The following is an 11,989-nucleotide window of genomic DNA, read 5'->3' as shown; positions in this document are numbered from 1 at the left end:
AAGAATAGTACCGTGGAATGGTCCGAGTTAAGAAGATTACTGTGGACGCCTGAGGTAAAAAATGCTACGTCCCGCGGCTCGTCCGCGGGATCCAGCACTGTAAGGAGGTTTATTGGATTCCGCGGACAAGCCGCGGAACGTCGAGTAAGAAGAGCACCGCGGAACGTCGGAGTAAGAAGAGCACCGCGGAATGGTCGGAGTTATGAAGAGTACTGCGGAACGTTGGAGGTAAGAAGTGCCGCAGAACGTCGGAGTTAAGAATAGTACCGTGGAATGGTCCGAGTTAAGAAGAGTACCGTGGACGCCTGAGGTAAAAAATGCTACGTCCCGCGGCTTGTCCGCGGGATCTAGCAATGCCCTGGAGCTCTTGATTTTTTTTAAAAATTTAGCTCATTTATGCTGGCATAGTTCCCTTACATAGAATAAGCTATCAAGTGATTGTAAACATGGAGAAAAATATGAACTTATGGAAGATCGCTTGTGGTTTGTTTGTCACGTTTTTCTATTTACCCTTAGCCTTGGCCGCATCCCCTGTAGGTACTTGGGTGACCATTGATGATAAAACAGGCAAAAAAAGAGCAGTTGTTACTATCAACGAATCAGGTGGAACTTTAAGTGCTGTGATTAATAAAGTCTTCCCCCAACCTGGTGATACTGGGGTTTGTGAGAAATGTCCTGGTTCATTTAGAGGAAAGAAAATCCAAGGATTGCAATTCATGTGGGGCTTGAAGCAACAAGGTGAAAATGAGTGGGGTGGTGGCTCTATTTTAGATCCTAAATCAGGAAAAATTTATAAAGCTAAAGTCACGCTTGAGGGGAATAAACTCTTGGTTAGAGGATATTTAGGTATTTCTTTATTAGGCCGAACTCAAGTGTGGCGTAAACAATAATTTCTTCATTGTTTCATCCCGAACGGCATTGTTCGGGATGACATCCTTTTAAAAGCCTATTACAATAGGCATTGTTCCCAAATTGTCTTACGCCAATACTATGTATGATCTGCAAAACTCCAAAAAAACGGTTGATCCTTTAAAACGCCCCCCTCACTCGGTGGAGGCGGAACAATCTATTATTGGTGGATTGATGTTGGACAATCAGGCTTGGGATAAAGTCAGTACCAAATTGTGTGAAGCCGATTTTTACCGCACAGAACACCGTATTCTGTTTCGATCAATTTCCGCTTTGGTCAAGAGGGATCAACCTTTTGATGTCGTAACCTTGCTTGATGCATTAAAGTCTCACAATGAATTAGATGATGCAGGTGGTGAAGCCTATTTATTTGAACTGGCTAATAATACACCGAGTGTAGCGAATGTTTCCGCTTATGCCGATATTGTGCGTGAAAAATCGGTACAAAGACAGCTCATAGCAGTTGCAACGGAAATTGCAGATTCCGCATATAACCCAAGCGGGAGACAAGTTCCTGAGTTGCTGGATATGGCTGAAACCAAAGTTTTTGCCATAGGGGAGCAAACAGGGGGCGATGGAGGGCCAGAAAATATAAAATCAATTTTAGTTCGTACAGTGGAAAAAATTGATGCACTTTATCATAATGGTGACGCAATCACTGGTCTTGCCACCGGATTATCTGATTTGGATGAGATGACTTCGGGTTTGCAACCCTCTGATCTGATTATCGTAGCCGGCCGGCCTTCCATGGGTAAAACGACCCTGGTCATGAATATGGCAGAACATGCCGCAATTAAATCCGGAAAACCGGTATTAGTCTTTTCTATGGAAATGCCGTCGGATTCTTTGGCAATGAGAATGATGTCCTCTTTAGGTCGAATTGATCAGCATAAAATAAGAACAGGCAAGTTGGATGATGATGATTGGCCTCGCGTGACGTCCGCAGTGCATATGCTTTCAGAAGCGCCCTTATTTATCGATGATACCCCGGCTTTAAGCCCTAGTGAAATGCGCGCACGTGCACGAAGACTGGCAAAAGAACAAGGAAATATTGGGCTCATTGTTGTGGATTATTTGCAGTTAATGAAAGTTCCCGGATTTAATGCTGAAAACAGGACTGCGGAAATATCCGAAATTTCCCGCAGTCTTAAATCCTTGGCTAAAGAATTACAAGTCCCTGTTATTGCTTTATCCCAGTTAAACCGAAGTTTGGAGCAACGCTCGGATAAAAGACCGGTAATGTCTGATTTGCGGGAGTCCGGAGCGATCGAGCAAGATGCCGATTTAATTTGCTTTATTTATAGGGATGAAGTTTATAATGAGGACAGTCCTGATAAAGGCACAGCAGAGATTATTATCGCCAAGCAAAGAAATGGCCCCATTGGTAAAGTGCGGGTTGCCTTTATTGGTAAATACACTCGTTTTGAAGATTTAGCTTATAATGGTTATCAAGGGGTAGATTAAGGTGTCTCGACCTACCAAACTGGTGATAGAGCCGAATGCTTTACATCATAATTTAAAGCGGATAAGAAGTTTTGCTCCAGGCAAAAAAATAATTGCTATGGTCAAGGCAAATGCCTACGGCTGCGGTGTACATATTGTAGCGCCAATTTTGGAAGGGCATGTCGATGCTTTTGGGGTAGCCTGTATTGAAGAAGCTTTAGTACTCCACAAAATAGGAATCCGAACTCCCTGTATTCTTTTCCAAGGTATATTCAGTGCTGATGAATTTAAAGTGGTTGCTCAGCATCAATTTGGATGTGTGATTCATCAACCTCATCAAATACAGTGGCTTTTAAATACTCCCTTGGATACCCCTATTAAAATATGGGTTAAAGTGAATACGGGCATGCATCGTTTGGGATTTAAAGTTCATGAAGTACAAGAGGTCATGGATGCATTGCAATCTTGCCCTTGGGTGAATAAAGATATTGGATTAATGACCCATTTAGCTTGCGCTGATGAGCCCGACCGGATAGAGAATTTGCAACAGATTTCTTTATTCGAGAGTATTTCTGTTGCAGGATTCTGTCAACGCAGCATTGCCAACTCAGCGGCTATTATTTCTTTTCCCCAGACCCATATGGATGTTGTAAGGCCTGGCATCATGCTTTATGGCGTATCACCTTTTGCCAATCAAACAGCCATTGATTTAGGATTACTGCCCGTGATGCGTTTTGTCTCAGCAATTAGTGCGGTTCATCATAATCCTCCTTTGGCTCAAATTGGATATAGTGGTACCTGGAAAAGTGAGAGGCCCTCTATTATTGGAATTGTCGCGGCAGGTTATGGTGATGGTTATCCACGGCATATTGCGCCCAATACCCCAGTTTGGGTACAAGGTAAAGAAGTTCCTGTTGTGGGGCGGGTATCTATGGATATGCTTGCTGTCGATTTAACTGATCACCCGGAAGTGAAACCAGGCGCTTCAGTTGAATTATGGGGTAGCCATATTTTAGTGGAACGGATTGCCCAGGCTGCGGGAACTTCGGGCTATGAATTGTTATGCCAGATTTCTGAGCGAGTACGGCACAATTAATTTAGATTTCCAAACTATGGATAATAACTGAGCGTGATGGTAGAATTGCAACCGATTTATAACCTTTAAAGTGGGTGATATCTTATGAAAAAAATAGCTGTTGCATCATTGTCTTTATTGTTGGTGGGTTGTGCATCAATGAACCACGAAGACGTAGGTACAATTTCAGGTGGAGTTATCGGCGGCTTGATTGGTAGCCAGTTTGGAGGTGGCCCCGCAGCTAAGTTAGCTGCAACAGCAGGGGGTGCAATCGTAGGTGCCTATTTGGGTGGCCAAATTGGTAAGACTATGGATAAAGTCGATAGAATGGAAATGCAACGTGCTTTAGAGACAGCGCCAACAGGTAAAGCAGTGCACTGGTCAAATCCAGATACAGGATATAGTTACACAGTACAGCCTACACGAACTTACTATCGTGAGCGTTTGCCTTGCCGTGAGTATTTCACTTCAGCCATCATTGATGGAAAAAAACAAACATTACGTGGTAGTGCCTGCCGTCAGCCAGATGGTACATGGCATGTGGTAAATTAAGCCAGTACATTGGCTACATAGCCCGGGTAAGCAGCATGGATACCCGGGTTTTTTTTGCATCAAATTTGAGTCATCCTAGCTACCATCTTCTAAACTGTCGCCTCATTTTACGACAAAGTTTCTTAGCTGCCTTGTAGCTTGTAACTACAATAACTCAATTGTATAAACCATACAGGCTTCTGGAGCAGCGATTTGAATCACCAGAAGACATGTATTTACGATTTGACTTTCGATTTATCACAACAGACGCACCGGCAAGAACAAAATAGATTATATAACCAACCCAGTATAAAGCCTGCAATAAATGCATCAATAAAAGCGATGACGGCTCCTATGAAACTACCCATAATCGTTGGGGCATACCCTGGATATAAAGTACCCACGGCGACGACAAAAGATTGTCCATAGTGATAGAAATAAGAGAGTATGCCCATCAATAATATAGAAATACCCCATAAGACACCTAATGCTAACCCTAGAGCTATAGGGCTTAATCTGCAACCGTTCATATTCAATATCTCCGTATTTAACTTCCATTAACCCACCCGGGTGCAGCGATGCCCAGAACTGTGAAAAAAACCTGGTTCTGCTTCGCTGCATCCAGGTTACAGAAGTAAAGAAGGCCACTTTAAAACATGAGAACTCTAGATTACGCTATATTGATTTAATTAACAATTTTTCACAAATCGAGAAATACATCGTTTCTAGTTGATATAAGTCATTTAAGGAGACGCACTCATTCACTTGATGAATGGTGGTATTAACCGGCCCAAGCTCCACAACCTCGACACCATAAGGTGCAATGAATCGGCCATCTGATGTCCCTCCGCTTGTAGAGAGCTCTGGTAAATTTCCAGTGCACTCCCTGATTGCTTCCTTACAACACTCCAGCAATTCACCTTGTTCTGTTAAAAAAGGTTCTCCGCTCAGGCGCCAGGTTATCTTGGGGGATAAATTGTTTTCCTGAAAGACAGCAGAAACTTTTTCCTTGAGCCCACTGTGAGTTTGCTCAGTGGAATACCGAAAATTAAGATGCAAGACCAATTCTCCAGGAATGATATTGGACGCGTGGCCCCCTGCCTGAAGATGCGTTATTTGCATGGACGTAGGGGGAAAATGCTGGTTTCCTTTATCCCAGAGCGTACTCGTCAGCTTGGCTAATGCGGGACTGATTTTATGTATCGGATTTTCTGCCAAGTGTGGATAGGCAACATGGCCTTGCTTTCCATGTAGAGTAATTTGTGCGCTTAAAGAACCTCGTCTACCAATTTTAATCACATCTCCAACATGATGTGTACTGGAAGGTTCCCCCACGATGCAATAATCCATGTGGATGCCTTGTTCGACGAGTAGTTTCATGACGTAAGGTGTACCCAGGTCGTAATCATTTCCTTCTTCGCCGCTGGTAATCAGGAAACCTAATCTACCTTGAAATTTGGGATAAGCAGTCACGAATCGTTTTGCCATAACCAGCATACAGGCAAGGCTTCCTTTCATGTCCGCAACCCCTCGGCCAAACAGCATGCCATTTTTATTGCTTAGGATAAAAGGATCAGAATGCCATTTGCTGCTCTCTCCCACAGGAACTACATCTGTATGGCCTGCAAATACGAGAAAGGGTCCTGATTCTCCGTAAAATGCAAAAAAATTGGAAACAGGACTTTGATCCATGCGTTTACAAGTAAATCCTAAATGTTCCAAATATTCGATCATGAAATTTTGACAACCGGCATCCTCCGGTGTAATTGAGTGAAAGTGGACAAGCTTTTCTAAAACCTCTTCCAGCTCTTCATGAAAAACATTCAGTACGTTACGATGCAAGTCCGACATACTAGTTGGCTCTCAATAATTCATTAATACTTACTTTAGCCCTGGTTTTTTCATCCACTTGCTTCACAATGACAGCACAATATAAACTGTAGCTTTTGTCCTCGTTGGGAAGGCTTCCAGCTACCACTACTGATCCAGCGGGAACGCGGCCGTAGGTGATTTCTCCTGTGAGACGGTTGTAAATTTTAGTGCTCTGACCTATATAAACTCCCATAGATAAAACGGAGTTACGTTCTACAATAACCCCTTCCACTACTTCGGAACGCGCCCCTATAAAACAATTGTCTTCGATAATCGTAGGATTTGCTTGAAGAGGCTCCAAAACACCGCCAATTCCTACCCCTCCTGAAAGATGAACGTTTTTACCAATCTGGGCACACGAGCCTACAGTAGCCCAAGTATCCACCATAACGCCTTCATCTATATATGCACCCACATTCACGTAAGAGGGCATTAAAACACAGTTTTTTGCAATGTATGCCCCTTTACGAACCATGGCATGCGGTACTACGCGAACCCCTGTTTGTTGGAATTGTTCCTCAGTGTATTGAGTGTACTTAAGGGGTACTTTGTCATAAAACTGACAAAAACCTGAATCAATGATTTTATTAGGATAAAGACGAAAAGATAAAAGAACTGCTTTTTTTATCCATTGGTGAACAACCCATTCGTTATGTATTTTCTCCGCGACTCGATACTGACCATTGTCTAAACATGAAAGTACTTCATTTACAGCAGTGATGAGTTCAGGAGTAGCTGTATCCATTGAAAGTGTTTGCCGTTCTTCGAAGGCCTGCTCTATTATTGTTTGTAAAGTTTGCATCAATTTTTCCTGCATTATGTATTGTCTGGGTGCAGCGTAGCGAAACCCAGGAGATTTAAATCAATAAACCCGGGTTTCGCTGCGTTGCACCCAGGATAAAAAATGGATATGACACTGATTTAGGCAAGAGCATACTCCAAATCTGCTTGTAAATCCTCCACATGTTCAATACCTACTGAAAGTCGAATAAGCCCATCGTCAATTCCCAACGCTTTACGTTTTTCTGGAGGAATTGAAGCATGAGTCATTATAGCTGGGTGCTCAATTAAACTTTCTACCCCGCCAAGGCTTTCAGCTAGGGTAAATAATTCACATCGTGAAAGGAACCTTTTAGCAGCTTCAATATCGCCGTCAATTACCATAGAAATCATGCCGCCAAATCCATGCATTTGTTTCTTTGCTAAATCATGCTGGGGATGGCTGCTAAGCCCTGGGTAAATCACCTTTTTTATTTTTTGATGAGTGCTTAACCAATTGGCTAAATGGAGGGCATTTTCACAATGTCTCTCCATACGAAGTGAAAGGGTTTTTAAGCTTCTTAAAACCAGAAAACTATCAAATGGGCCTGCTACGCCGCCGCAAGAGTTTTGCAGAAATGCAATTTTATCGGATAAATCCGGATTATCGCCTACGACGACTACACCGCTAACGACATCGGAATGCCCATTAAGATATTTGGTTGCCGAATGCAAAACGATATCAAACCCTAATTCTATGGGTCTTTGTATCCAAGGGGTTGCGAAAGTATTGTCCACAACGGAGATAATGTTATGTCGTTTTGCAATCGCTGCCACTTCTCGCAAACTGGCTAGCTTGAGCATGGGATTGGATGGGGTCTCAATCCAAATCATTCGTGTTTTTGGTGTGATTGCAGCCTCTAAATTTTGAATTTTGGATATATCTACGAAAGAGAAGGACAAATGGGAAGTGCGGGTTTTCACCTTGTCAAATAGCCGAAACGTACCTCCATATAGATCATCCATAGCCACAACATGATCCCCCGCATCGAGTAAATCGATCACGGTATTTATCGCCGCCATTCCAGAAGCAAAAGCAAAACCTCTTTGTCCAGACTCCAGGTTCGCAACGCAATTTTCATAAGCATCGCGGGTAGGATTTTTGGTGCGTGAGTATTCGTAGCCCAGATGTTGTCCTGGTGCAATTTGCTTGTAGGTAGAGGTGGCATAGATGGGTGTCATAACCGCACCAGTACTAGGACACGGCTTCTGGCCAGCATGAATGGCTCTGGTTTCAAATTGATGCTTTTTCATTGGACTATCCTTAAGGGCTGTGAATTTTTATATCGAATACGTTCTTCCATTTATGAATGTGATCTTTTCAGAGTGGTTTATGTAGGATATTCTAGAGGGGGTTAGTGGTATAGGCAAGTTCTACTTTTCTTCAGTTTAGCCAAGGGTATAGCAAGTTATTTGTGCACGGGCAATTTTGTTTCAGGGGTCGTCTAGACAATGAAATTTGATCTTCAAGCTTTATTCACAGCTAAATACGCGCAATGGATTATTATTGTCTTAATCACCTTTTTTTCATTGTTGATTCTCTCGGAATATGCCTCTTTATTTTATGACACAAACAAGCAGCACGAGCCTGTAAGACAAAATGAAATTCCGACAGTGACAAAACAGAATTCGTTTGATGCAATACTAAATTCCTCTTTATTTGGTGTTTATGTTTCAAATAACTTGTCCACGGTAAAAAAATCTATGTTAAATGTTACTTTGGTGGGTATTTTATTTGGAAATAATCTGAACGACTCCCAAGTGATTATCCGCTCCGCTGATGGAGAGGAAAATACTTATAAGATAGGGGATACCATCCCCGGAGGTGCTGTAATTAAACGCATTATGGCCTCAGGAATTTTGGTAGAACGGAACGGGGCGCTAGAAAGTTTAAGTTTTCCTAAAAATGAATTAATCTTTGAGCCATTAGCAAAACCTTTGGAAGGGGAATAAGAGTTGATGAGGCGTTTATTTAATCTATTAATCGTTGTAATTTTTATTTCTAACATCGCAGGTTGTGCCGTGTTTCGCTCAGTGAATTTGCGCGAAGGGATAGATAATTTCCGACTTGAAAATTACCGTAAAGCGTTTATTCGTTTAAAACCGTTAGCAGATCGCGGCCAGCCAGACGCCCAATATGCGGTTGGGTATATGTATTATTATGGAAAGGGTGTTGTTGAAGATCGAAAAAAAGCATGGTTTTGGATTAATGCAGCTGCCAACTTAGGGCAGCCGGATGCTAAAGTAGCTATTAAAATTTTATCTGATGGCGGATCGCTGAGTAGTTACTATATGAATGATTGATTTTCCTATCGAAGTCATAAAGCGTCATGCATTTATCTATATCGTTCCATTATAGTGGACAGATAATATTTTACTGGTTGGCTGAGCCAAACCTAAAGAATTTAATTGTTCGCTCGCAAACCATTGTCCCATCCTCTCCTCCAGCATGGTATCTATAGGTCTGGTTTTTATACTCAAAGCATTGATTTCCAAATGCAAATGGGTAAAACGATGTTTAAAAACAAGCAATGGCTTCGGGGTTTCTCCTGTTAAATGGTATTTCAAGCGTATAAAGTCCAAAGGACAATCTCCTTCATCCAGGCTTGGAAGACACCAGAGTCCTCCCCATAAGCCAGCAGGAGGTCTTTTTTCTAGATAAACATGTCCTCGTTCATTATGTAACACCAAAAATTGTTGATGGTGTTTGGGTATGGGTTTTCTAATTTTTTTTTCAGGATAGAGATGCTGTTCTTGGTATTTTAAAGCAAGGCAATTGGGCTTGAGAGGGCAATTAATGCAGTTTGGATTTTTGGAGGTGCAACATAGGGCCCCTAAATCCATAATGGCTTGTGTGTAATCCGCGCAATGTTTTTGAGGCATGCAGGAAGTGGCCAAGTCCCACAATTTTTTTTTCACCTGAGCTTGTTCCGGGTGTCCTTTTATTCTGAAATAGCGAGTAAGAACGCGTTTTACATTTCCATCAAGAATGGCAACCGGTTGATTAAAAGCCTGGGAAGCGATAGCTGCTGCTGTAGATGGGCCTATTCCAGGGAGTTCTTTTAATAAGTTAAAATTATCAGGTAAAACTCCGTTATGGCGTTTCATGACTAATTGGGCTGCCTGGTGGAGATTTCGAGCCCGACTGTAATACCCAAGTCCTGACCACAAAGAAAGTACTTCATCTTCATGCGCTTCAGCCAAATCGCTTATTGTGGGAAATCGATTCATAAACCGCTCAAAATAAGGAATGACCGTGAGTACCTGGGTTTGCTGAAGCATAATTTCAGAAATCCATACTTTATAAGCGTTACGGGGAAGTTGCCACGGTAAATTGTGACGTCCAAAAAGTTTAAACCATTGCAATAACGGTTTACTGAACTGTTCGTGTAAATTTTTGTGATTCACTGGTTTCATTCTGTAAGCTTGAAAGGAGGGTACTGTAAAAAAAGTAAGATGACAGGTCAACCTTAAGAAAAAATTAAAGAGCTGCTCGCCAACTGCCGATATATAGTCTATCGTTTTAAATAGGACCTGTTGTACTCAGGATGAGTCAAATCAAGCTGAATCATTTACTAAAGATTTCGTGATACTTTAATGTGTTGAAGAAGCGGTGTTTAAGATTTATCTATCCATTATTTTCCGCAGAAACAAATCTTAAAACTGCAGTTCAATAGATAAGGTGCGCGCTGTAAATCTCTTGGGAGGATTTAGGTCAAATCAAGGAGCGATTATGTACCAAAGCCAATATGAAATTGTTGTACTCAAGCCCACGGCTGTTTTCCTATCCTTTCTTGCTTCGCAATTGCCCGAGATAAAATTACCAGATCTTAGATTATTACAGATAGATAATACGGCATATGTCATACCAAAGCACAATTCAGAAGATGCCACTTTAAACGAAATAGAAAAACATTTTTCGGCAATGTTTCGCCATGAAATTTGCCGTTGGCTTGGTGATCAAGCACGAAACAAAATAGAAACGAATTTCCTTGATTTTCTTTGTTGTTTTAAATTTGAATTACACGATCATATTATGCTTCTAGAAAGTTCTATGGAAAATAGTCATCAATTGTTACTTGTCAAACCGCGTGGACCGATGCTTCATTGGATAAAAGAGACTCTGGAAGGGCAAGAGGAATTAGGTGATGTTTTAGAAAAAATAGAACTGTCCCATTTGGAAGAAAATGCAACAGCAATAGTAAGAAATTTTTCTAACTTAACTGAAATAAAACCTTTTATTAAAGAAAATTACCAATCCATTTTTTCTACTGCAATGGGTCGTTTTTCAAGCCAGTCAAATCAATGGCCGTTGATCCATTCTTTACCAGCCTTTAATCAATATTTTGCTATCGAAATACACACACAATTAATCCATTTATCCAACTCAAGGAGCTGATTATGGAGCCAATCAGTATTGCGCTTGTTTGTGCTGGAGCATTAGGAGTGGTAGTTATTTTGGCTGCATTTATTCGACAAATTTTATTGAGCAGAGACAAGCAATTAAATGATAAAGCCCAGAGTAAGGCATTAAACCAAGAAGTGAGAGAATTAGAACAAATGCGTGCCCAGATGCAAAATGAGAAACGATTTGATTCTCATTACCAAGTTTTAGGCGCAAATAAAGATGCTATTCGGTACATCGATAATAAAATAGAAGATGTATTGAACAAGAAAAGAGAATTAATTGAACGCTATGCTAAGGTGATTGTTAAAGAATCTGGCTCTATAGTCAGTGGGGAAATATCATTAGATAAAAAAGCTGAATGCGATAGATTAAGAGAAGAGATTGATCATGAAATTGCATTTTATGACAGCGAACTCAAGAAATTCCAGGAGCGGAGAGAATCTCTATGGGATGCACACACTGATTTTCAAAGATACCTATTAAATCAGGAAAGGGCACGGAATGCTAGTTTGGATAACGTCTATAAACAACATTCAGCCCTCTTGGAAAAAGTATATTTACGTCATATCGATGATACAGAAATAGTCGCAGTTAAAAGCATGGAAGCATCTACGATAACCTTTAAAGATATGCTCATGATGCCCATACAATTTCTGATGCAATATTTTGGGGTGTCCATCACACCTGGAATTTCTCTCGTTCAAACCCGAGTAGAGCATGTAGCGCGGGCAGAAGTCGAAAAAACTCAAACAGAAATCAATAACCCAGCGCCGGAAAAAGAAGAGGGGGTGCAGCAAGATATGAATACCCGGCCTAAGAAACAAGAGGCAATACAAGATATTAACCCTAAAGAAGAAAAAGAGAAGGAGGAATCGGAAAACCATTCCATGACATTTGCGTGAAAATTATTCTTCTAAGTCATTTGATGACAT

The 11,989-nt window shown here is 41.3% G+C and carries 13 protein-coding genes; 8 read left to right on the top strand and 5 right to left on the bottom strand.

Annotated elements, in window-relative coordinates; translation table 11 throughout:
* The first annotated feature begins 458 nt into the window (after positions 1 to 458).
* The 4 genes from BU07_RS0116265 (at position 459) to BU07_RS0116250 (ending at position 3,979) form a co-directional block, all read left to right on the top strand.
* Positions 459 to 890, top strand: a complete 432-nt coding sequence (locus BU07_RS0116265; protein WP_031567920.1) for a DUF2147 domain-containing protein — start codon at positions 459 to 461, stop codon at positions 888 to 890.
* 100 nt (positions 891 to 990) lie between these two features.
* Positions 991 to 2,373: a replicative DNA helicase gene (gene dnaB / locus BU07_RS0116260; RefSeq protein WP_031567917.1), complete on the top strand. Its 1,383-nt coding sequence runs from the start codon at positions 991 to 993 to the stop codon at positions 2,371 to 2,373.
* 1 nt (position 2,374) lies between these two features.
* Entirely contained in the window at positions 2,375 to 3,448 is a 1,074-nt protein-coding gene (gene alr / locus BU07_RS0116255) for an alanine racemase (RefSeq protein ID WP_031567915.1), read from the top strand.
* Between the two features lie 84 nt (positions 3,449 to 3,532).
* Positions 3,533 to 3,979, top strand: coding sequence for an RT0821/Lpp0805 family surface protein (locus BU07_RS0116250; RefSeq protein WP_031567913.1), 447 nt, complete (start codon positions 3,533 to 3,535; stop codon positions 3,977 to 3,979).
* Positions 3,980 to 4,194: 215 nt separating this feature from the next.
* Here the strand turns inward: BU07_RS0116250 and BU07_RS0116245 are convergent, their stop codons facing one another.
* The 4 genes from BU07_RS0116245 to BU07_RS0116230 all read right to left on the bottom strand — a co-directional run bounded on the left by BU07_RS0116245 (position 4,195) and on the right by BU07_RS0116230 (position 7,903).
* The gene (locus BU07_RS0116245) at positions 4,195 to 4,488 is read right to left on the bottom strand and encodes a bacteriophage holin (protein ID WP_031567911.1); all 294 of its coding nucleotides are present in this window, start codon (positions 4,486 to 4,488) and stop codon (positions 4,195 to 4,197) included.
* A gap of 145 nt (positions 4,489 to 4,633) precedes the next feature.
* A complete protein-coding gene (gene dapE / locus BU07_RS0116240) occupies positions 4,634 to 5,809 on the bottom strand; it encodes a succinyl-diaminopimelate desuccinylase (protein ID WP_051635638.1) in 1,176 nt (391 codons plus the stop codon).
* A gap of 1 nt (position 5,810) precedes the next feature.
* Complete coding sequence (gene dapD, locus BU07_RS0116235) at positions 5,811 to 6,632, bottom strand: 2,3,4,5-tetrahydropyridine-2,6-dicarboxylate N-succinyltransferase (RefSeq protein ID WP_031567908.1); 822 nt, start codon at positions 6,630 to 6,632, stop codon at positions 5,811 to 5,813.
* A gap of 119 nt (positions 6,633 to 6,751) precedes the next feature.
* On the bottom strand, positions 6,752 to 7,903 hold the full coding sequence (locus BU07_RS0116230) for a trans-sulfuration enzyme family protein (RefSeq protein WP_031567905.1): 1,152 nt from the start codon (positions 7,901 to 7,903) through the stop codon (positions 6,752 to 6,754).
* Between the two features lie 198 nt (positions 7,904 to 8,101).
* Here BU07_RS0116230 and BU07_RS0116225 point away from each other — a divergent pair, with 198 nt between their 5' ends.
* Both BU07_RS0116225 and BU07_RS0116220 read left to right on the top strand, forming a co-directional pair.
* On the top strand, positions 8,102 to 8,602 hold the full coding sequence (locus tag BU07_RS0116225) for a type II secretion system protein N (RefSeq protein WP_031567904.1): 501 nt from the start codon (positions 8,102 to 8,104) through the stop codon (positions 8,600 to 8,602).
* A 6-nt stretch (positions 8,603 to 8,608) separates the two neighbouring features.
* Positions 8,609 to 8,953 (top strand): tetratricopeptide repeat protein, encoded by a 345-nt coding sequence (locus BU07_RS0116220; protein WP_031567901.1) that lies wholly within the window; start codon positions 8,609 to 8,611, stop codon positions 8,951 to 8,953.
* Positions 8,954 to 8,989: 36 nt separating this feature from the next.
* On the opposite strand, the gene mutY is transcribed toward BU07_RS0116220, so the two are convergent.
* On the bottom strand, positions 8,990 to 10,057 hold the full coding sequence (mutY, locus tag BU07_RS0116215) for an A/G-specific adenine glycosylase (RefSeq protein WP_172459786.1): 1,068 nt from the start codon (positions 10,055 to 10,057) through the stop codon (positions 8,990 to 8,992).
* Between the two features lie 325 nt (positions 10,058 to 10,382).
* Here mutY and BU07_RS0116210 point away from each other — a divergent pair, with 325 nt between their 5' ends.
* Entirely contained in the window at positions 10,383 to 11,048 is a 666-nt protein-coding gene (locus tag BU07_RS0116210) for a hypothetical protein (RefSeq protein WP_031567899.1), read from the top strand.
* 2 nt (positions 11,049 to 11,050) lie between these two features.
* Positions 11,051 to 11,959 (top strand): hypothetical protein, encoded by a 909-nt coding sequence (locus BU07_RS0116205; protein ID WP_031567898.1) that lies wholly within the window; start codon positions 11,051 to 11,053, stop codon positions 11,957 to 11,959.
* Positions 11,960 to 11,989 lie beyond the last annotated feature (30 nt).

It is taken from the genome of Legionella wadsworthii DSM 21896 = ATCC 33877 (assembly GCF_000701265.1).
GTDB lineage: Bacteria > Pseudomonadota > Gammaproteobacteria > Legionellales > Legionellaceae > Legionella > Legionella wadsworthii.
Note: the sequence above shows the minus strand (reverse complement) of the source record. Positions and strands in the feature narration are given on the sequence as shown.

Excerpts from the sequence above, each read along its gene's own strand:
- BU07_RS0116265 (WP_031567920.1), top strand. The coding sequence starts at position 459 with ATGAACTTATGGAAGATCGCTTGTGGTTTGTTTGTCACGTTTTTCTAT.
- dnaB (WP_031567917.1), top strand. The coding sequence starts at position 991 with ATGTATGATCTGCAAAACTCCAAAAAAACGGTTGATCCTTTAAAACGC.
- BU07_RS0116250 (WP_031567913.1), top strand. The coding sequence starts at position 3,533 with ATGAAAAAAATAGCTGTTGCATCATTGTCTTTATTGTTGGTGGGTTGT.
- BU07_RS0116245 (WP_031567911.1), bottom strand. The coding sequence starts at position 4,488 with ATGAACGGTTGCAGATTAAGCCCTATAGCTCTAGGGTTAGCATTAGGT.
- dapE (WP_051635638.1), bottom strand. The coding sequence starts at position 5,809 with ATGTCGGACTTGCATCGTAACGTACTGAATGTTTTTCATGAAGAGCTG.
- dapD (WP_031567908.1), bottom strand. The coding sequence starts at position 6,632 with ATGCAAACTTTACAAACAATAATAGAGCAGGCCTTCGAAGAACGGCAA.
- BU07_RS0116230 (WP_031567905.1), bottom strand. The coding sequence starts at position 7,903 with ATGAAAAAGCATCAATTTGAAACCAGAGCCATTCATGCTGGCCAGAAG.
- BU07_RS0116225 (WP_031567904.1), top strand. The coding sequence starts at position 8,102 with ATGAAATTTGATCTTCAAGCTTTATTCACAGCTAAATACGCGCAATGG.
- BU07_RS0116220 (WP_031567901.1), top strand. The coding sequence starts at position 8,609 with ATGAGGCGTTTATTTAATCTATTAATCGTTGTAATTTTTATTTCTAAC.
- BU07_RS0116210 (WP_031567899.1), top strand. The coding sequence starts at position 10,383 with ATGTACCAAAGCCAATATGAAATTGTTGTACTCAAGCCCACGGCTGTT.
- BU07_RS0116205 (WP_031567898.1), top strand. The coding sequence starts at position 11,051 with ATGGAGCCAATCAGTATTGCGCTTGTTTGTGCTGGAGCATTAGGAGTG.